This window comes from Paenibacillus sp. Negev47, assembly GCF_058313655.1.
In genome coordinates this window covers 6196028-6215472 of the sequence record NZ_CM177754.1, presented here as the reverse complement: position 1 = coordinate 6215472, position 19445 = coordinate 6196028, and the positions used below count along the sequence as shown (strand labels likewise).

Below are 19445 nucleotides of genomic sequence, written 5' to 3'. Positions count from 1 at the left end.
CAACACCAAGGAGGGATCGTTATGGCTGACTTATCCATTAATCTGGCAGGTATTCGATCACCCAATCCATTCTGGCTGGCTTCTGCACCACCGACCAATACAGGGTATCAGGTTCAGCGTGCATTCGAAGCGGGTTGGGGCGGTGCGGTGTGGAAGACGCTGGGTGAGCCGATTATCAATACATCCTCCCGTTTTGCGGCAGTGCATTTTGGCGGGCAGCGGGTAGCAGGGTTTAACAATATTGAATTGATATCCGATCGTCCGCTGGAAGTGAATCTGCGAGAGATTGCCGAGACCAAGAAGCGCTTCCCGGATCGTGCGGTTGTGGCATCACTGATGGTGGAACCTACGCGGGAGAAGTGGCATGAGATTGTGAAAAAGGTGGAGGCCGTCGGTGTGGACGGCTTGGAACTGAACTTTGGCTGTCCGCATGGCATGGCCGAACGGGGCATGGGAGCTGCCTCCGGTCAACAGCCTGACCTGGTGGAGCTGCAGACGATGTGGGTGAAGGAAGTGGCGACCACTCCAGTTATTGTGAAGCTCACGCCGAATATCACGGATATTACAGCGACCGCCCGGGCAGCTGTCCGCGGCGGCGCGGATGCGATCTCCCTCATCAATACGATTAACTCTCTTGCAGGTGTGGATCTGGATTCGTGGAATACCGTGCCGCATGTGGGCGGCAAAGGCGCACATGGCGGGTATTGTGGGCCAGCGGTGAAGCCCATCGCACTGAATATGGTTGCCGAGTGTGCGCGTAATCCGGAGGTAGGTGTGCCGATCTCGGGGATTGGTGGCATCTCCGACTGGCGGGACACGGCAGAGTTTTTGCTCATGGGTGCTACAGGGGTTCAAGTATGTACCGCAGCGATGCATCACGGATTTCGCATTGTGGAGGACATGATTGATGGCCTGAATGATTATTTGGAGGAAAAGGGTTTGAGCAGTGTAGCAGAATTGGTAGGTCAGACGGTTCCGCGTTATTCGGATTGGGGCAATCTCGATCTGAACTACAAAGTGGTCGCCCGCATCAACCGCGATGTCTGCATCAATTGCAACAAATGCCATATTGCGTGTGAGGACACCTCGCATCAGTGTATTGATATGTTGACCGACCCATCCGGTTCCTATCTGGAAGTGGTGGAAGAGGATTGTGTTGGCTGTAATCTGTGTTCGATCGTCTGCCCAGTGGATGGGGCGATTGAGATGGTTGAGCTTGTGCCTGAGCAGGAACCTGTAACCTGGAATGAACGTCAGTCTGCGATTGCGATGTTGCAATCGGTTAGAGATCAATCAACCAAGGAGGCGATATCATGAGTACCCGCAAATTGATTCGTAATGGTGTGTTGGTCACAGCATCGGATACCTTTGAAGCAGATATGTTGATCGAAAAGGGTAAAATCACACAGATTGGCATCGGGCTTGTCCCGGACGAACAAACGGAAGTCGTGGACGCTTCCGGCTGTTACGTCATTCCTGGCGGGATCGATCCGCATACGCATCTGGATATGCCATTCGGTGGAACGGTAACCGCAGATGATTTTGCGACAGGAACGGCAGCAGCAGCCTTTGGCGGTACAACGACGATCATTGATTTCTGCCTGACACAAAAAGGCCGTCCATTAATCGAATCTCTCCGAGAGTGGCATGCCAAAGCCGAGGGGAAAGCCGCCATCGATTACGGGTTCCATCTCATGATTGGCGAGATGAATGATCAGGTGCTGGAAGAGCTGCCGCAGATTATTGAAGAAGAGGGTGTGTCATCCTTCAAGGTGTTCATGGCTTACAAAAACCAGTTCCAGGCGGATGACGGGATTCTCTTCCAGACGTTGCAGAAGGCAAAAGAGTATGGCGCACTCGTCATGGTGCATGCCGAGAATGGGGATGTCATTGATCTGCTGGTGCGACAGGCGCTCGCCGAAGGGCGCACAGAGCCAATTCACCATGCGCTGACTCGTCCATCCATGCTGGAGGGAGAAGCGACAGGACGTGCGGCTCGTCTGGCTGCACTTGCGGATTCGCAGTTGTATGTGGTGCACGTGACCTGTGCGGAAGCGGTGGAGCAGATCGCACGCATGCGTGAGATGGGCTATCGGATCTGGGGGGAGACCTGTCCGCAGTATTTGACACTGGATCAGTCGATTATGGATCAGCCGGACTTCGAGGGTGCGAAGTATGTCTGGTCACCACCGCTCCGGGAAGCTGCTCATCAGGAAGTACTCTGGAACGCACTGAAAAGCGGTCAGTTGCAGACGATTGGCTCTGATCATTGTTCGTTTAATTTTAAAGGGCAGAAGGACCTGGGCAAGGATGATTTCAGCAAAATTCCGAACGGGGGGCCTGTCATTGAAGATCGCCTCAGCATTCTGTATTCGGAAGGTGTAGCCAAAGGTAGAATCACGCTGAATCAGTGGGTTGATCTATGTTCGACAAGAGCGAGCAAGTTATTTGGGTTATTTCCGCAGAAAGGTACTCTCGCTGTAGGGACAGATGCGGATATTGTTATTTTTGACCCATCCATCTCCAGAGTGATCTCGGCAGATACGCATCATATGAACGTGGATTATAGCGCATTCGAAGGCATGAAGGTACAGGGATGTCCGGTGACGGTGCTGTGCCGCGGGGAATATGTCATTCGAGATCGGCAATTTGCCGGATTGGCAGGGGCGGGGCGGTATGTGAAGCGTGATAAATATGATGCAGGTACACCTATCCCGATGAAACAGTTCGTGACGGCATTGAATGGAGGGAGAAGCTAATGTCGGATCATGATGTGTTTGAAGCGGAGAGGATCGCCATAGAGCGAATGGTTGCACAGGGTTATCGGATCTACGCGGTACGGGAACATCTGGAGGGTGCACACGTCATATGGGGGCACCCGGATCTTCCCGAAGAGAAACAAGAGCAATACGTGGGTACTGCGTCTGGACGAAAGTGGTTCAGTCACATCCTGATTCGCCAGCTTCAGGAGCAGCGGGGAGCTTAGACCATGCTGGAGTTCTTCATGCGATTGGCCCATGAACGTACTCATAGGCGTAGATGGCAAGTTCGATCGCAACCCTTTTCTCGGGGAGGATATAGTCTTCTCCCAAAAGGGCTTCGATTTTGTCCAAACGGTGATACAGCGTCTGTCTAACGATATATAGCGCGGTGGCCGTCTCTTGCTTGGAGCAGCACAGGACCAAATATTGCTTGAGCGTACGTAGCAGCTGACCTCCTTTCTCTGCATCGTAACGGATGAGCGGCCCCAGATATTCTTCGATGAAGTCATCCAGATTACCGCTCTGCTTCAAGCTGGCAATGATACGGTAACAATGAAGGTTACTGTAAAAGGGCTGCTGCATCACGCCGATGTCCTTCTGAATCCGCAGTGTCTCCTTCGCGGACTCCAGGCTATCCTTGAGACGGGAGAGATCCGCGCAGCTATGACCGATACCGAACAGGCCTGAGAAGAGGCGGTGGGTCTGTTCCTGCTCGTGCTGCTGCAGCTGTTCGATGCAGCGCCATAGACTGCTTTTGCGCTGAGATCCGGGTAGTGGGTCGAGAATGATAAGAATGATCTGATGGTTCAGAACCGTGCTGTAGAGGGTGAAGTTCTCCCGTGCAAATACCGACCGGGCGACGATGTTGCGTTGTATCAATAACTTCTGAAGTCTGAGGCTGTCTGTGTAGGCGGGGTTGCTATCGAATAAGATAATGGTGGCTTTGCCTGTTGCGAGAAGGGGATTAACGGTGGATACATATTCATGGATTTCCTTCGTGGAGTGATGTCCGTTAAGCCAGTCAATGACCCACATATCTTCTTTGTAGCGACGTTTTTCTTCCATGTACTTGGTTCGCATCCAGTCCTGGGCAATCGCAGCTGCGCAACGTTCCAGTGCCTGAATGACGAATTCATCCGAGGGTTTGATCGGTATGCTTGAATCGTGATCCGGCAGTTTGTGACGCATGAGCACAAGATCGGCAAAGGTGTAATCCAACGCCTGAACAGGCATGCTGAACGCATGCAATGTGTTATCTGTGTATGCTTTTAACGCTGTAGTATCCTCTCGCTCCGAATGACCTCGCTGCAAAAACCAATCCTGCCGACGAGTCTCCAGCTGCTCTGGAGGGCAATAGGGAACTGCACTTGCTTCCCCTTCAAGTGGATATAATGCCACGGCATATCCGGTTGTACGTGACAATAATCGAAGTAGGGGTTGTACCCCGTCTCCATTCAGAAGAAGTTGGTTAAACGAGGTGGTGAGACTGTCGAGTTCGGCAATCATCCGCTGATGACTGCGAATCAGGGTAAAATGCAGATCTTGCGTAATATCAATATAACGGACTTGTTCGTGAAACCAAATCAGCGGGAAATCCGCTGCGACTGCAATTTCTTTCATAGCCCCGAGCTGCGACTTGGTGTGATCCCCCAGTTCCATACAGAGTCCGGCAGCCCCACGTGCAATTAACTGACGTAGAAAAGACAGGCCATGCTGCTCACCATCCTGCCAGCCAATGCCTGTCGTCAGTACCAATTCCCCGCCATTGAGCAAGTCCCCGACCTCGGGAACTTCCATGATATGAACCCAGCGAACATATCGCTCCAGTGCGCGTTCACTGGCCAGGACTTCTGCCTTGCGAAATACGGGACGTTTTAGCATGTCTCTGATCTGAATATGAAGCATTGTCTCCCCCACACAACCACCGTCCTTCCCCAATAACATGTGATCTATCTGGAGTAATGGAATCCGTCAGCTTACATAATTAATTCATATTATAAGTCTATTTACAGCAGATGGGCTGAAACCTCACGTTCATTTGTTCCAAATGACAAATGGATCTGCACTTTTTGTGATTTTGATTAAAATGAAGCATTGCTATGTCAGTCTATGTCTCGTGTGAATTTACATAAAAAAAGCCCCTTAGCATCATATCGGAATTTAATCATTCCAATTATGTGCTAAGGGGCGAGAGGTTGGAGAGTATCGACTGTATTTAAGCTGTACTCGAACCGTTACATGAGAAAGACTCTCTACTTCTTAATCTTCGATTCTTTTCTTTTTAAATTTCATCAAGAACTCATACACAATCGGTACGATAACCAGTGTGAGCAGCGTGGAGCTGATCAGACCGCCGATTACGGTAATTCCGAGACCTTTCGAGATGATACCCGCACTTTCTTCGAGACCAGTTACCAGTGGCAACAGGGCACCGATCGTTGCGAGAGCTGTCATCAGAATTGGACGCAGACGAGTTGCACCGGCTTCCAGCAAGGCTTCACGGGTAGGCATACCCTCTTTTTCCTTGTGAATAACACGGTCGATCAACACGATGGCGTTGGTGACGACGATTCCGATAAGCATCAGTCCACCCATCATGGCGGAGACATCCAGCGTACCACCAGCGATGAACAAGCCGACCATAATACCAATAACCGTAAATGGCAGGGAGAACAGGATTGCGAATGGTGCCAATCCGCCGCCGAATGTAACAACGAGCACGAAGTATACAATGGCGATGGCTGCCAGCATGGCGAGACCCAGTTGAGTAAAGGTATCATTAATCTGTTCGGTTGTACCGCCGAACTTCACTTCAACGCCATCAGGCAGATCCAGCTTGTCGATCTCAGCCTGTAAGTTGCTCGAAGCTTTCTGTACATCGGAAGCCAGGATGTTGGCTGTCACTTGTACAACAACCTTACCATCAATTTGCATGATGGAGTTCGGGGACGTACCTTCTTCCACTTTGGCAACATCTTTGATTGGCACTTCGATGCCAAGCGGTGAAGTGACGGTCTCATCCTCAATCTCATCAATACTGCTGAATGTTTTGTTGTCCGTCTCTACATATACTTTATACGTTTTGTTATCGATATCGACTTCTGTGAGCACAGGACGTTCCCGTGCCGGGCTCAGTGTCATAGCCAATTGGCCTGCAGTCAGACCCAGGGAACTTAGTTTCTCTTGATCTGCCACGAGCGTATACTGCCCGTAGGTGTCAGCGAGTGTAGTATCTGCTTTTTCAAAATTATCCGTATCCGCTTCAACCAGTTTCAGAATTTCATCCGATACAGGTTTGAGTTGCTCTACATTATCGCCATAGATGGAGAGGCTCAGGCCGCTGCCACCCAGACCGCCGGACATGTCGAGCTCATTCCAGGTTCCTACGGTAACTTCCTTCTTCAGACCTTCGACAAGCTGTTCTTTCACTTGAGCAAAGTCTTTTGTATCTTCGTTATATTCGATATAGAAGAGTGCTGAGTTTCCGCTACCGCCACCCATGCTGCTCAGTGGGTTCGTGCCGCCGATGGAATATTGCATTTTCTCCAGACCTGGTTGTTCCAGCAACCACTTCTCGGCAACGAGTGCTTCTTTCTCCACATCTTCACGCAAAGCTCCGGTTTGTGGGCTGTACGTAATAGTCACGTATTTATCCTGTTGTTCCGGCAAGAAGCTTGCACCGATAAACGGGTACAGGAACAAACTGCCGACCAGTAGAATCACTGCGATACTAACCGTGATGAGTTTGTGTGATAATGTCCAGTTCAGCAGGCGTTTGTAACCTTCTGCCATCTTGCCTGGTTTTTCTTCGTGATTCTGCTTGTTCTTCAACCCTTTACGGAACAGGGTATGTGCGAGCATCGGTACGATCGTAATGGCAACGATCAGGGATGCCAGCAAGGCGAATACCATGGTCAGTGCAAATGGCAGGAACAGTTCGCCCACCATACCGCTTACCAATGCCAGTGGCAGGAATACCGCAATCGTTACGATCGTGGAAGAAAGGATAGGAACAAACATCTCGCGCGTTGCTTCGCGAACCAGTTCACGGCCTTTCAGTTTCTCGCCTTTGAGTGTTAATCTGCGGTAGATGTTCTCGATAACAACGATGGAGTCATCGACAACCCGTCCAATGGCAACCGTCATGGCACCCAGCGTCATCATGTTCAAAGTAATATCCATCATATTGAGCGCAGTCAATGCCATGAGCAAGGAGAGCGGGATCGAGATAATGGAGATAATGGTTGAACGAATATTACGCAGGAACAGCAGGATGATCAGGATGGCAAACAAGGCGCCAAATACGGCTTTGCCCAGCATCGTGTTCACCGAGTCCTGAATCGGTTTACCTTGGTCAAGCAGTACAGTCAAATCAGCATTTTTGAACTGCGTCTGCAATTCTTCCGCTTTGTCTTTGACTGCGTTAACGACATCAACCGTGTTGGCATCGTTGGATTTTACAACGGAAATACCGATCGATTCCTTGCCGTCTGTCCGGGAAATGGATTCCGCTTGACCGATGACTTCGATCTTGGCAATTTCACTTAGTTTTACAGTTGGAATGCCAGGTGCGTTGGCAGCGCCCGATGGGCTGCCTGCACTGGCATTGCCGCCAGCAGCCTGCCCTGCAGCCTGGTCCGTTCCTTGTGCAGAGCCAGGAGCGGTACCTTGACCAGCTTCACCAGTTGGTGCTCCAGAGCCTTGAGGGGCTGCATTTGCACCATTGCCTGTGGAAGCTCCGGCACCGCCGGGTACGACTGGAATGGCAAGGTTTTTCAGATCATCGATGTCGATGATGTTTCCATCTACGACAACGGCCTTCTGGGATTTATCCAGTTCGAACAGTCCAAGGGGTACACGAATGGATGAACCTTGAACGATGCCGTTTACCGTATCTTCAGTTAGGCCCAGCTCGGCCATTTTGGCTTGATCAAACTTCAATTGAACTTCTTTCACATATTGACCGGACACCTGAACCTGAGCTACACCGTCAATATCTTCCAGTGCAGGCTGAATATCCGATTCAACCAGTCGTGTCAATTGTTCCAGGTCACCACCGTCCTTGTCGGACAGGCTTAGGGATACAACCGGGAAAGAGTTAATGCTGAACTTGGAAATGGTCGGCTTCTGCACGCTGTCAGGCAGTTGTACTTCATTCAGTGCCTCACGAACGGTTGCCGTCGCGTTGGTCAGATCTGTACCATAATCAAATTCGAGTGTGATCGATGCTGCATTCTCCATGGAAGTGGAGGTAACTGTCTTCACGCCATCCACATTGCGTAGTTTTACTTCCAGTGGCTTCGTGACATCTTCAACAATTCCCTCCGGTGCAGCCCCCGGATCAATGGCAGTGACATTCAGAAACGGTACGTTGATGTTCGGGATCGTCTCTTGTTTCATCGTCAATCCGCTGTACAAACCTGCGAAAGAGATGATAATCGTCAGAATCCAAATCGCAAACTTGTTGTTCAGTGAAAAATTAATAATACCTTTCATACGATGGTTTCTTCTCCTCTCTGTTTCTCCTGTTTATGTGTGTGACGAGTCAGCTTGGATGAACCGGCTATACATGGCATCCAGAATATGCTGAAGCTCGGAGTGCAAAGGTTGAATGGCAGTTACATTCTCCAGATTGTGCATCATGCCCAGAATAATGGCCCGCCGCGGCGTGAATTCCATCATCTCCTGCCTGAGAATGGCAATGGTTTCAAGTGCATCATTCTTTGGTTGTCCAGCAGGCAATTCGGAGGCAGCGATATCCTGCATTTGCTTGATAATATGAATAGGATGCCGCATCACCGTGGAATCCGGATGGGGTTCGGTAATCCAGGCAGGCCAGTCCTCCAAAGGAATCAAAGGCAAAGGTCGCTGCTTAAGGAATCCGTGCGCTGCATAGTCCATCATTTGCAGTAAATTTGTTGCCATTTTGGAAACAGTAAGGGACGGCATCTCCGTAAACCAGATCTTGACGTAGGAGAGGAACAGCCCCTGTGTCAGCAAAATAAGGTCAATCGTATAAGGTTCAATCTCCGATCCGTACTGCTCCTCCAGCTTATCCTTAAACCAATGTAAGGTACGGACCTCCAGATCTCTTTGCAGCGGATGGCATTGTTCCTTGCGTTGCTGTTCATCATCCATCATCATGCTGCGCATCTGTACTCGCAAAAACTCCTTGAGTTCGGCAACATGGATCAACAGTGTCTCGATCTGCTTTTGCAGACGTTCACGCGAGGTAAGGCTAGTTTCATGCTCAATCTGTGTCATCTCGTCCATTAGCGTGTACATGCAGTACTCCAGAGTACTGGCTTCTAATTCCTCTTTGGATTTGAACATGATGTAGAGGCTGCCTTTGGACATCCCGCATAATTCTGCAATCTCTTGCATGGATGTTGCAGCACTGCCCTTGGATGAGAATAGCTTGAGTGCTGTAGTAATGATGAGTTTTTTCTTCTCATTCATCTCATGTATAGGGTTCATTAACGATACATTCACCTCATTCGGAACTTGTGAGTTCTCTGATTGACTTTAAGGTCAAACTAAGTATAAACGATCTGGTTGAAAGAATTCAAATGGGAGTAAACTGGAAAATGAGAGTGGGTTAAGAAGTGATATCGGTATAGTGATATGAGGGTGAATCTAGGAAGTAGGCATAACAAGTAAGAAGTTGCAGTCTGTATGTACAATCGTAGTCCCAAGAACGATGAGATTGAAGCTGGTCAAGAAGATCAGAAGGGTATCCCTGTATAAGAACCCATGCGTACCAATAGCCTTCTCTTTTTCATGATGACGACATCCTTTCTTACGTAGCAATGTATAAAGAGGTTCCCTATTTATATCATTTCCCAAAAAAAGACGACTTCCTGATCGAAGTCGTCTAATTTATACTGCTAAATTTAATAAATATCATAATGGAAGCTAAGAATTACACGATAACAACGATCGGAAAGTGGTACTGCAATCGGAGATATAGAGTGTAATTCAGTTGTTCCGTTATGTGATCAGTTTGAGACCAACGGCTGCCACCAAAATCATCGCGATAAACAAGATACGCTTCGCTTCTTTTCGCTCACCGAACAGGAACATACCTGTTAACGTACTGCCGACCGTCCCGATCCCGGTCCACACGGCATATGCTGTGCCCATGGGAATCGATGTCATGGCATAGGATAACAGCGAGAAGCTGAACACGAACGATACCAGCATCAGAACGATATAAGGCCATCCTTTGCGAGTAGAAGCACCATTAATACCGATCACGCCGAAAATTTCACATATACCTGCACCTACAATTGCCATCCAAGCCATTATACAGCACCTCCCTTGGCTTCTTGCTGATCCGTAACCAGCTTCAGTCCGATGACGCCGCAGAGCAGCAGTCCAATGAGCAATACTTTGGCCAAGCGGAACGGCTCGCCGAATAGTACCATTTCCGCAAGGACAGTACCCGCTGTACCAATTCCCGTAAAGACGGCATACACCGTACCCACAGGCAGTCTTTTGGAAGCAGCAATGATCAGTCCAAAGCTGATCACGATGGCAATCCCCGTCAAAGTCCATTCCCAGGCATTCGAAGCATGTTTCAGCCCGCTTACCCAGACAATCTCAATAATTCCCCCAATAAATACATATAACCAGTTGCGGTTCATGATGCTGAATCTCCTTCCGGCACAATGCTTTGTGCCTCTTCGTTCAGATAATGAATGCCATGCCAGAAGACAGGCCAGGATGCTTCCAACCGTCTCTTGTAGCGACGGGAACTTCCATAGATAATCTCAACGGTAATACCGTCGAGAAACGTCATGAATGCAATGGCGGCCTGTTCCGCGGGAAGCGGCGGCAGATCTCCATTACGCATCGCCCTTTGCAGCAGGCGGGTCAGCGCGCGTTCCATTCCGTCCAGAAACGGATATACCAGATCCATCACTTCGCTATACAGGGAAAGTGGTGGGTAAAAACAATTGCGCAGCATCAAGCGGGCAGAGGCATGGGCATTGTATTCTTGTTCGAACCAGGCCAGCAAGCCCTTAAGTCTATCCTCCAGTGGCAGATCCGCATGATCACGGAAATACTCCAGGGTGTGCCGCTGCACCTCTTGAAATGCAAAGGCCAGCGTGTGTAAAAATAAGTCATCCTTGCAGCTAAAATGTGCATATATGGACGGTTTTTTAATCCCGACTTCATCTGCAATAGCTCTTAGAGAAGCCCCCTCATAGCCGTCTCTGGCAAAATGGAACAGGGCTGCATCCCGAATGGATTGTGCAGTCATTCAATCACCTTCCTAACGGTCGTTAGGTAATTATATTTTCACACTTCACATCGCCTGTCAAGATGAAAATATCCGCCTGCACTTTGAGCACAGGCGGATAGGACATATATGAATCTACGGTAATTAGAAGGTCGTAAAACCCAGAATCAGTTGCAGCTTATATACAATCCCTTTCAAAAACGTTGTCTTTTCCTGAAACTCATCCAGGTTTAGTGTAAACTCGGCATCATCATTATTCCAAATACGCTCAAAATAATTCGCGATATCAAGCGTAAACTTATTGTCTGGTGGAGCGGCAACCCATAGATCGTTCTCCAGATTGTAGTCATTCATGTTTCTTGGAGTGAAGTTGGTTGATCCCCCAAGGACAATATGGTCTCCAGTTGCTTTGGCAAGATAGATCATTTTGGTATGATATTGCTCCTTGGTGGTGTTGTACCAGCGGATCTGTATTTTGCCGTCGGATTTATCATGTAATTCGGCGGCGACAGGACGGTTCGGGATGCCGATCTTTTCCTGACCAAAGGCGTTTTCATTTGGATCAAGCACAAGACGGATCTCGGTTCCGCGCTTTGCCGCTTCGAGCAGGGCTTCCAATACTTTTGGAGAAGCGATATAGAACATGCCCATCCATAAAATATCCCCTTCATTCGCTTGATTGATCTCGTGGAGCACAGTGTCATTCACCTTGCCTTCGGTCAAATAACGAATCCGCAAGTCACCTGTATTTGAATCCGTGGAAGGAGCTGTATAGACGGGCACCTGGCCTCCGCCCGAGATATCCAGTACAGCTTGCTCGGACTGAAGAATATCTCCAATAATCGGACCCGTTACTTCAAATGCGATGTTCGAGTGATAGGCACTCGCATCATGGATATTGCCTGAAGAGACAATCGCCGTCTTTTCACTAACAACAACTTTGCGATGGTTTGCCTTAACGTTAAGCAGTTTCAGATAGGAACGCAAGGTTACATCCGGGCCATCCGTGGCCATCAGGTTCTTGATCCAGCCATCCCCGGATTGGCCAAACCATTGGAAGAAGGTCCGCCAGACCGCAGAGTATACCGGAGTTGAATCACGCAAAGGGTCCACATCGGTGATGACCACGTGAATGCCTGCTTGTATCATTTGTTCCAGCAACGGATTGGGTGCTGAGTTATAGTTGGTATTTACTTCATCTGTAATGAACCAGATATCCATGTCCGGGTGCTGATTTTTTTTGGCGACCAGAGCGTCGGTGAATTCTGTACTTACGGGTGGGAAGTTCTGTCCTTTGTGTTGATAGTTGTTGAACAAGAACATATCCACCAGGACATACTGCTCTGCTTCTTCTACAATCTGAAGCATGCGCTGGAAGATCTGTTGTTCATGCTGCATTTGTCCGTCAGATGAAGGGTATGTGAGGTCATGCAGGAACTCGACTTGATCCACACGGTACTCTGGACTTTCATAGGAAATGCCCGGTGGTAATGGTTTGTAGGTCTGATAGAGCATGACGGCGATGAGCCATAATGCCAATAGGGCGAGCCCTGTTCGTATGTATGGAAATTTGCCGCGTGAAGACTTGCGGTCTGATGTATTGCGGCGTAATGAGGCCAACGCTAGACTCCCCCTTCTGTGCTTGCTGACTTCTATTACCACACGGGTGACAATGTTGACGCAGGAGATGCTGTAGAGCAAGGCAGAGCTTCGATAGCTCAGGAACACTTCATGACATAGCTGATTTCACAGCGATTTATCAGTTCTGTTCCCGATCTATCCGCATCTGCCCGAAGTTCTAGCGATGTGTCTGGAAGGGGAACATCATCACGTTGGTTGCTGTTGTTCAATTCAATGTGCCTGATACCTGTACGATGATGGGTCATGTGAAGCGGATTACTGCACCATAATGGTGGCGCATCAAGGCTCGATCTACGGCGTCTCTTCCAATCGATGATGGAACCCCGATTGTGACGTTGTCCGGACAGATTGTTGGTGAGAAGTTGGCATCGGATATCTTAGGATAAGTTTGTTGTGGGCATCCTTTCAATAGCTGGATTGGAACGTTATACTGGATAAAGTTAAGTTGTAATACTTATAGGATTAAAGTTTTTGTCTTTTGCAAAAGACTTATATACATAGCAGTAAGGAACGGGCAGGTTATCCTGTCGATCCGCACGATTCTCACATAGGAGGTCTCATCATGAATGAACAAGAGCGAGCCGGCGAACGGCTGCTTCCCGAAGTGGCTACGGGAGAACGGAAGCTGGAACACGTGCGCCTCTGTCTTGAGGAGAATGTGGCAGGAGAAGGGGTAACCAGCGGCATGGAACGGTTTGCGTTTCGTCATCACCCACTGCCGGAGCTGGATTTTGAAGAGGTGCATCTGGAGACTTCGTTTATTGGAAAAAAGGTGCGCACACCCTTGCTCATCAGTTCGATGACGGGTGGAAGCAAAACAACAGGCGCCATCAATGAGCGCCTCGCCCGAGTAGCGAACGCCAGAGGCTGGGCGCTCGGCGTAGGTTCGATCCGGGCTGCCGTGGAACAGCCGGAACTGGCAAGTACCTTCGATGTGCGTCGCTGGGCACCGGACATCCCGGTCATTGCCAACCTGGGCGCGGTGCAGCTGAACTATGGCTTCAGCACGGCTGATTTCCAGCGCGCCGTAGATATTGCGGGAGCGGACATGCTCGTGCTTCATCTGAACACGTTGCAGGAGGTTTTTCAGCCGGAAGGTAACACCAACTTTAGTGGATTATTTCAGCGGATTGAGAACTTGTGTCGTGAGCTAGATGTACCTGTTGGCGTAAAAGAAGTAGGTTTTGGTATCGACGGCATGACGGCGAAAGCCTTGTATGAAGCGGGTGTTGCATTTATGGATGTAGCCGGTGCAGGTGGTACAAGCTGGGTACAGGTAGAGAAGTACCGCAACAATAACCCGGTACGCCGGGCAGCAGCTGAAGCTTTTGCCGACTGGGGCATTCCCACGGCGGAGTGTATTCAGGAAGTACGAGCGCTGAACCCAGCGGGCGCCTTGATTGGCAGCGGTGGACTATACACAGGCGTGGATGCAGCCAAAGCCCTCGCGCTCGGTGCAGATCTCGCCGGCTTCGGTCGATCTCTGCTCGAATCCGCAGTCGCTTCCGATGATGCGCTGAATGAGCGGTTGGAACAGGTCGAATTCGAGCTGCGTACCGTGATGTTTGGCATTGGTGCAGGGCGGATTGAAGATTTGAAGCAGACGTCACGTCTGATGGAACGGCGTTAAGGTTGGTGAAGTAATAATGCCAGCACTTATGTCAAATATGATGAGGTAAGCTCTATGCGATGTGATGGGGTTATCGAGTAATCTATGAATGGTATAGCTACAGTGTGTTTGGTAATGACACGCAATGGGACGTTACCAAAAATGATATTTGGATCAGCACAGTGGAACACTTATCACTCCAAAAAAACAAGTTAATTACCTTACAGCAATATAATGAATAAATATAAACAAGTGTTACTTATACTATTGATTGCGATTCCCTTTACTATCATTAATTTTAGTTCATATTTAAAAGGCCATCCCCCCAATTTATATCAAGCCATAGCTTCTTTGTTATTTCTTCTTGTATGGTTTGTTCTGGGTATGAGGAGTAAGGGAAAGAGTTTGTGCTGCGATCTACTTTATTTTGGTTAACGGGGGTATTTTTGCTCCTTGCGGGTTATTACCTGGACGTAGCAATACTATTTATTCCTGCGTCCATCGTTTGGGCGGGGCCTGCTTATGAAATAAGATACGTTCTGGACCTTCCGTCTAATGTGGTATTTGCTTTAATAAGCATAGTTTGTGTTTATGCTAGCGGATTAGTGGGTTTTGCATTGGGAAGGTTCTTTAAGAAAAGTTTTTAATTTCGTAGGCTGAGGAATACAACATAAATGATAAAGTTTTGAATCAAACTGATGGTGATTTTCCACAAAGACCTGCTCAACAAAATTGGGCAGGTTTTTGTTTTGCATTATATATATCAAGGTAGATCAAACTTCAGTTCCTAAAAGATAAAAGGTATCTAACCCATTAAACATATAGTTAAATATTTACAAGTAAAATATTGCTAATTAACTGAGGTATATAGTATGATTTTATTGACCATTGCTTAATTTTGCTTGGAAAGGTGGTGTATCTTTGAACTCAGTAGCCACAATACGTGATCATTTAGCAGACTACTTAAAAACGAACCATATGACACTCAATCAATTCTCTGAGATATCGGGAATTAACTCAGGGACGTTGAGTGGTACGCTGAACGGGCTGCGTCCCATAGGCATGCAGCAGTTGGATCGAATTACTGCCGGGATGGGTTTAACAGAGGGTTACTTCTATGAATTATATATACATGAGTGTTTTGTACATACAAGCCCGGATTGGCGAAGACTTGGGCCTTTTTTATACCGTTGTGCCGAACTCGGTAAGGTCGATTATATGGAAGAAGCCGTTAATCTGATTATGGATAATCTTTCCTATGCACCGCTTTTGTTCGAGTTGGCTGAACAGTTATATCGTGAAGGGAAGTTGGAAGCGGCCAAGCCCTTGTACCTTTGTGTAGCCGAGGGTGAGAAAATGCAACATTCTGAACGGTTGGCTCTAAGTCAGTATCGTTTGTTCACAATCGGGCTTTCCAAGGATCAGTTGAGCAATCTTACACTTGCTACGCAGTTTGAGTTTTTTGTAGATCGGCTTGATGAGCACTACCAGCTGGATGGATTGAACGATTTGATTAATGTGTATGCTTCGTTACGTCGATGGGATAAGGTGAAGAATCTTGCTGACAAGTTAAAATTTAAAGCAATGATCCATTATGAATTAGGGGGAACATCTGAAGAGCCCGAGGCTAAACCCAAAAAGCAGATTATTTTTTACGTTTTGTACGCATATTTAGCGCTTGGAGAAGCTTGTTTCTACTATGAAGAATATGAAAAGGCACTTCAATATGTCTCTTTGTACACCGATTATAGTTGGGTAAATGATCCGAGCGAAGAGGAAACCGTTGTTATTCGTCAGTTCGAGGAATGGGCAGAAGGCAACCGGTATCTATATGAACTAATGTCAGGTAAAACAGAGGTTATTCCAAGTTATATGGACTACATCTCTGAGAGAGAAAATGAGATCTTTCCTGCTTTATGTGCAATTGTGAATGCGGCAAATCGGTTTGATATCAACATTGATTCAGTTCTTGAAGCATATGACGCGCATTTCTTGTACCAAGAACAGAGTAGCCGTATTGGAAAAATCAGCGAGCAGTATACGAATGATCAATATGTTACTTTGCTTGTCGGCCTAGGTAGATACTATTTACAACATCAAGATTTTACAAAAGGATATGAGTTGATCCTTAGAGGTATGGATTTCGCAATTGAAATTAAGAATAAAGAGGGTATTCTCGAATCTTTGTTTGAGGAGTTTCGGTATTGTTCAGTCGAAGAAGTTAAACTGCGTTACAATAAATTGATTCGGGAGCTTTGAAGATAAAAGAAGATGAAATTGGCAGTATTGATAGTTACATGCAGTATCGCAGTAGGCGTAGTTATTCCTATAACTCAACCCATACCCGTTGAAAAAGACCGTCCAGTAATCATGATAACTAATGGCCATGGCATGGGAAGTTAACCAGCGTTTCTGAATTTAATATGACCTGCTCCCTCAAGTAGAATGGTGAATTGTCTACTTTGAAGGGAGCTTTTTCGTGTTGGAGTTCGCCTGATTACCTACTAATTAGCAGAATGGACTAGAATGTTACAACAGGGAGGGGTGAATATGGTTTGTGGTGAGCTCAAGTTGCAGATCGAAGGAGCGAGACAAAAGCTCTATCAACTCAAGATGAACTATAGAAATCTGCTTCATCCTCATGTTATACAGCAATCTATGGTCCTGGATGATCTAATTAATCAATACAATCAGGTTAAAATAAAAAAAGTCGATTGAATAATTCAATCGACTTTGGGCGAGAAACTTTGGCGGGTCGCTCGCCCCTATATTTTAACATAAGTCCACGGAGTGAAGCATCGTTATTACATACAATCCTCTTTCACAGTTCATTCTCAAATTTAAATCGTCAGAATAACTCAAGCACTAAGCTGGATAACGAGATACAATACGATATAGTAGTGCATAAAAGAGTGCACAGAGATCATACATAGAACATTCAAATGAGGAGGGAAATAAGTTGGAACTTTCTCCAATGAATCAGGAAGATTATGCGAGTTTTCGCATTCGATCGATTAAGGATTTTGCACAGGAAAAAGTAGAAGCGGGTACCTGGGCGGAGGAAGAGGCGCAGCAACTGGCGGAGGAATCTTATGAACGTTATCTGCCAGAAGGCTTGAATACACCTGGAGCGTATCTCTACAATCTGGTGCATCCTATGGATGGCAATGTAGGGTATATCTGGTTTAATATCACGGATCATCGTCGTGGAAAAGATGCTTTTTTGCTGGATATTGTGGTTGAAGAAGCTTACCGTGGTAAGGGATACGGAACAGAGACAATGCAGGCGCTTGAACAGACGGCCTTGAGTCTTGGCGTGGATCGCATTGGTTTGCATGTGTTTGGACATAATGTGCGAGCGAGCAGCCTGTATCGCAAGATGGGATATGAGGTAACGGATCTGACCATGTACAAGGAAATCAGAGGGTAAATCTAAAAACGGATAATTAGGCCAAACCTAAGATCTGCGCAAAACGAATTATCCGCAGTAACCGGGGATTTCGGGAAGCGGAGGGTGCTGGTCGAATTGGCGAAGTTTCTTGATGCCTTGAGGTTTGTCATATATAATGTATAGGATTATCCATACCGAACAAGTAATCAATGAGGAGTTGTCATATACATGGCTTTGAAAGCTGGAATCGTGGGTCTGCCTAACGTTGGTAAATCTACATTGTTTAATGCAATTACACAAGCAGGTGCCGAATCGGCAAACTATCCGTTCTGTACAATTGACCCTAACGTGGGGATCGTTGAAGTACCCGATGAGCGTTTGGACAAATTGACAGAACTTGTTGTGCCTAAGAAAACAGTACCAACCGCGTTTGAGTTTGTAGATATCGCAGGTCTTGTTCGCGGTGCGAGCAAAGGTGAAGGTCTTGGTAACAAGTTCCTTGCCCACATTCGTGAAGTAGATGCAATTGTACACGTGGTACGTTGCTTTGTAGATGAGAACATTACACACGTCGATGGCAAGATTGACCCGGTAAGCGACATCCAGACTATCAATCTGGAGCTGATCCTGGCCGATATCGAGAGTGTTGAGAAAAAAATCGATCGTTCAAAGAAAAACATGAAGGGCGGCAACAAGGCAGCCTCTCAAGAAGTAGAAGTGCTGGAGAAAGTGAAGGCGGTTCTGTACGAAGACAAGCCAGCACGCAGCATGGAACTTACCGATGATGAGCGTCTGATCGTACGCGATCTGCACTTGCTTACTCTGAAACCTGTTCTGTACGCAGCCAATGTAGCTGAGGACGAAATTGGTGATGTGGCGAACAATGCTTACGTGCAAAAAGTAAGAGAATTCGCAGCTGCTGAGAACGCAGAAGTGGTGCCAATCAGTGCGAAGGTTGAAGAAGAGATCTCCGAGCTGGAAGGCGAAGATAAACAAATGTTCCTGGAAGAACTCGGTATCGAGGATTCCGGTCTGAACCTGTTGATCAAAGCGGCTTACAAATTGCTCGGTCTGTACACTTACTTCACAGCAGGCGTACAGGAAGTTCGTGCTTGGACAATCCGTAAAGGAACAAAAGCGCCTGGCGCAGCGGGTGTTATTCACACCGACTTCGAGCGCGGATTCATCCGGGCAGAAGTTGTTTCCTACGATGATCTGGTAGCAGCGGGTTCCATGAACGGTGCTAAAGAGCGCGGACAACTTCGTCTTGAAGGTAAAGAGTACGTTGTAAATGACGGCGACGTTATGCACTTCCGTTTCAATGTATAAGTTGTTATAAACTTATATACTGGCATCATGTATCCAATGGAAGAGTCCTTCCCTCGCTAGAGTGGCCGATTCATTTCCAATGGTTTAAGTTGCAGAATCAATAGCGATGACCCTGCAACTTTCTCGTGAAGTTCGTGGGGTCTTTGACTTAGCGTTTTGCAGAAGGGGATGCAACGGAAGAGCAGTCTTCCATAAGAAACGGATTCTTTGTTTTTATAAACAAAATCAACTCCTGAAATAGAGTTGTGAATAGGCATATTATGGTATAATAGAGAAGACAAAGTAACCGGTGGATTATCGACACGGCGATGCTTACCCGAGAGGGGGTGACGCCGTGTCATTTCTTGCAGTAGTGCAGCATTTCCTGGAAATTAGCGACAAGCTAGTTAGTATTGCAGTGGGGTTAATAGCCTTGTGCAGTGCGTGGAAAGCAGCGCGGAACAAGAAAAACCACCGGGATTAGGTTGG

General features: G+C 47.5%; 16 protein-coding genes. 9 read left to right on the top strand and 7 right to left on the bottom strand.

The genetic code is table 11. From position 1 onward, the window contains the following. Window positions 1-21 precede the first annotated feature (21 nt). From preA to AC4G47_RS27930, 3 genes are read left to right on the top strand one after another with little or no spacing between them, the layout of a single operon-like run. Window positions 22-1317, top strand: a complete 1296-nt coding sequence (gene preA / locus AC4G47_RS27940; protein ID WP_491103770.1) for an NAD-dependent dihydropyrimidine dehydrogenase subunit PreA — start codon at window positions 22-24, stop codon at window positions 1315-1317. After that, window positions 1314-2759, top strand: a complete 1446-nt coding sequence (gene hydA / locus AC4G47_RS27935; RefSeq protein ID WP_491103768.1) for a dihydropyrimidinase — start codon at window positions 1314-1316, stop codon at window positions 2757-2759. The genes preA and hydA overlap by 4 nt, the downstream gene beginning before the upstream one ends. Continuing rightward, window positions 2759-2986 carry a hypothetical protein gene (locus AC4G47_RS27930; RefSeq protein WP_062836929.1) on the top strand — a complete coding sequence of 76 codons (228 nt, stop codon included), beginning with the start codon at window positions 2759-2761 and terminating at the stop codon, window positions 2984-2986. Before hydA ends, AC4G47_RS27930 begins: the two co-directional genes overlap by 1 nt. A 16-nt stretch (window positions 2987-3002) precedes the next feature. On the opposite strand, the gene AC4G47_RS27925 is transcribed toward AC4G47_RS27930, so the two are convergent. The 7 genes from AC4G47_RS27925 to AC4G47_RS27895 all read right to left on the bottom strand — a co-directional run bounded on the left by AC4G47_RS27925 (window position 3003) and on the right by AC4G47_RS27895 (window position 12627). Next, on the bottom strand, window positions 3003-4679 hold the full coding sequence (locus AC4G47_RS27925) for a PucR family transcriptional regulator (protein ID WP_458124355.1): 1677 nt from the start codon (window positions 4677-4679) through the stop codon (window positions 3003-3005). A 342-nt stretch (window positions 4680-5021) separates the two neighbouring features. Then, window positions 5022-8258, bottom strand: coding sequence for an efflux RND transporter permease subunit (locus tag AC4G47_RS27920; RefSeq protein WP_491103766.1), 3237 nt, complete (start codon window positions 8256-8258; stop codon window positions 5022-5024). Between the two features lie 33 nt (window positions 8259-8291). Continuing rightward, window positions 8292-9239, bottom strand: coding sequence for a TetR/AcrR family transcriptional regulator (locus tag AC4G47_RS27915; RefSeq protein WP_458124353.1), 948 nt, complete (start codon window positions 9237-9239; stop codon window positions 8292-8294). Between the two features lie 513 nt (window positions 9240-9752). Then, entirely contained in the window at window positions 9753-10067 is a 315-nt protein-coding gene (locus tag AC4G47_RS27910; protein ID WP_062836933.1) for a DMT family transporter, read from the bottom strand. Then, window positions 10067-10408 (bottom strand): DMT family transporter, encoded by a 342-nt coding sequence (locus AC4G47_RS27905; RefSeq protein ID WP_458124352.1) that lies wholly within the window; start codon window positions 10406-10408, stop codon window positions 10067-10069. Before AC4G47_RS27905 ends, AC4G47_RS27910 begins: the two co-directional genes overlap by 1 nt. Continuing rightward, window positions 10405-11028 carry a TetR/AcrR family transcriptional regulator gene (locus tag AC4G47_RS27900; protein ID WP_458124351.1) on the bottom strand — a complete coding sequence of 208 codons (624 nt, stop codon included), beginning with the start codon at window positions 11026-11028 and terminating at the stop codon, window positions 10405-10407. Before AC4G47_RS27900 ends, AC4G47_RS27905 begins: the two co-directional genes overlap by 4 nt. Before the next feature lie 123 nt (window positions 11029-11151). Next, complete coding sequence (locus AC4G47_RS27895) at window positions 11152-12627, bottom strand: phospholipase D family protein (RefSeq protein ID WP_491103764.1); 1476 nt, start codon at window positions 12625-12627, stop codon at window positions 11152-11154. A gap of 583 nt (window positions 12628-13210) precedes the next feature. Between AC4G47_RS27895 and fni the strand changes: the two genes are divergently transcribed. The 6 genes from fni to AC4G47_RS27865 all read left to right on the top strand — a co-directional run bounded on the left by fni (window position 13211) and on the right by AC4G47_RS27865 (window position 19440). Then, on the top strand, window positions 13211-14278 hold the full coding sequence (fni, locus tag AC4G47_RS27890; RefSeq protein ID WP_491103763.1) for a type 2 isopentenyl-diphosphate Delta-isomerase: 1068 nt from the start codon (window positions 13211-13213) through the stop codon (window positions 14276-14278). Between the two features lie 900 nt (window positions 14279-15178). Continuing rightward, window positions 15179-16516: a transcriptional regulator gene (locus AC4G47_RS27885; RefSeq protein ID WP_491103762.1), complete on the top strand. Its 1338-nt coding sequence runs from the start codon at window positions 15179-15181 to the stop codon at window positions 16514-16516. A gap of 267 nt (window positions 16517-16783) precedes the next feature. Next, entirely contained in the window at window positions 16784-16975 is a 192-nt protein-coding gene (locus AC4G47_RS27880) for an aspartyl-phosphate phosphatase Spo0E family protein (protein WP_491103761.1), read from the top strand. A 241-nt stretch (window positions 16976-17216) separates the two neighbouring features. Further along, window positions 17217-17687 carry a GNAT family N-acetyltransferase gene (locus AC4G47_RS27875; protein ID WP_491103760.1) on the top strand — a complete coding sequence of 157 codons (471 nt, stop codon included), beginning with the start codon at window positions 17217-17219 and terminating at the stop codon, window positions 17685-17687. A gap of 189 nt (window positions 17688-17876) precedes the next feature. Further along, window positions 17877-18977, top strand: coding sequence for a redox-regulated ATPase YchF (ychF, locus tag AC4G47_RS27870; RefSeq protein WP_145324445.1), 1101 nt, complete (start codon window positions 17877-17879; stop codon window positions 18975-18977). Window positions 18978-19311: 334 nt separating this feature from the next. After that, window positions 19312-19440 carry a hypothetical protein gene (locus AC4G47_RS27865; RefSeq protein WP_458124343.1) on the top strand — a complete coding sequence of 43 codons (129 nt, stop codon included), beginning with the start codon at window positions 19312-19314 and terminating at the stop codon, window positions 19438-19440. Window positions 19441-19445: the final 5 nt, after the last annotated feature.

Excerpts from the sequence above, each read along its gene's own strand:
- hydA (WP_491103768.1), top strand. The coding sequence starts at position 1,314 with ATGAGTACCCGCAAATTGATTCGTAATGGTGTGTTGGTCACAGCATCG.
- AC4G47_RS27915 (WP_458124353.1), bottom strand. The coding sequence starts at position 9,239 with ATGAACCCTATACATGAGATGAATGAGAAGAAAAAACTCATCATTACT.
- preA (WP_491103770.1), top strand. The coding sequence starts at position 22 with ATGGCTGACTTATCCATTAATCTGGCAGGTATTCGATCACCCAATCCA.
- AC4G47_RS27905 (WP_458124352.1), bottom strand. The coding sequence starts at position 10,408 with ATGAACCGCAACTGGTTATATGTATTTATTGGGGGAATTATTGAGATT.
- ychF (WP_145324445.1), top strand. The coding sequence starts at position 17,877 with ATGGCTTTGAAAGCTGGAATCGTGGGTCTGCCTAACGTTGGTAAATCT.
- fni (WP_491103763.1), top strand. The coding sequence starts at position 13,211 with ATGAATGAACAAGAGCGAGCCGGCGAACGGCTGCTTCCCGAAGTGGCT.
- AC4G47_RS27900 (WP_458124351.1), bottom strand. The coding sequence starts at position 11,028 with ATGACTGCACAATCCATTCGGGATGCAGCCCTGTTCCATTTTGCCAGA.
- AC4G47_RS27910 (WP_062836933.1), bottom strand. The coding sequence starts at position 10,067 with ATGGCTTGGATGGCAATTGTAGGTGCAGGTATATGTGAAATTTTCGGC.
- AC4G47_RS27920 (WP_491103766.1), bottom strand. The coding sequence starts at position 8,258 with ATGAAAGGTATTATTAATTTTTCACTGAACAACAAGTTTGCGATTTGG.
- AC4G47_RS27930 (WP_062836929.1), top strand. The coding sequence starts at position 2,759 with ATGTCGGATCATGATGTGTTTGAAGCGGAGAGGATCGCCATAGAGCGA.
- AC4G47_RS27880 (WP_491103761.1), top strand. The coding sequence starts at position 16,784 with ATGTTACAACAGGGAGGGGTGAATATGGTTTGTGGTGAGCTCAAGTTG.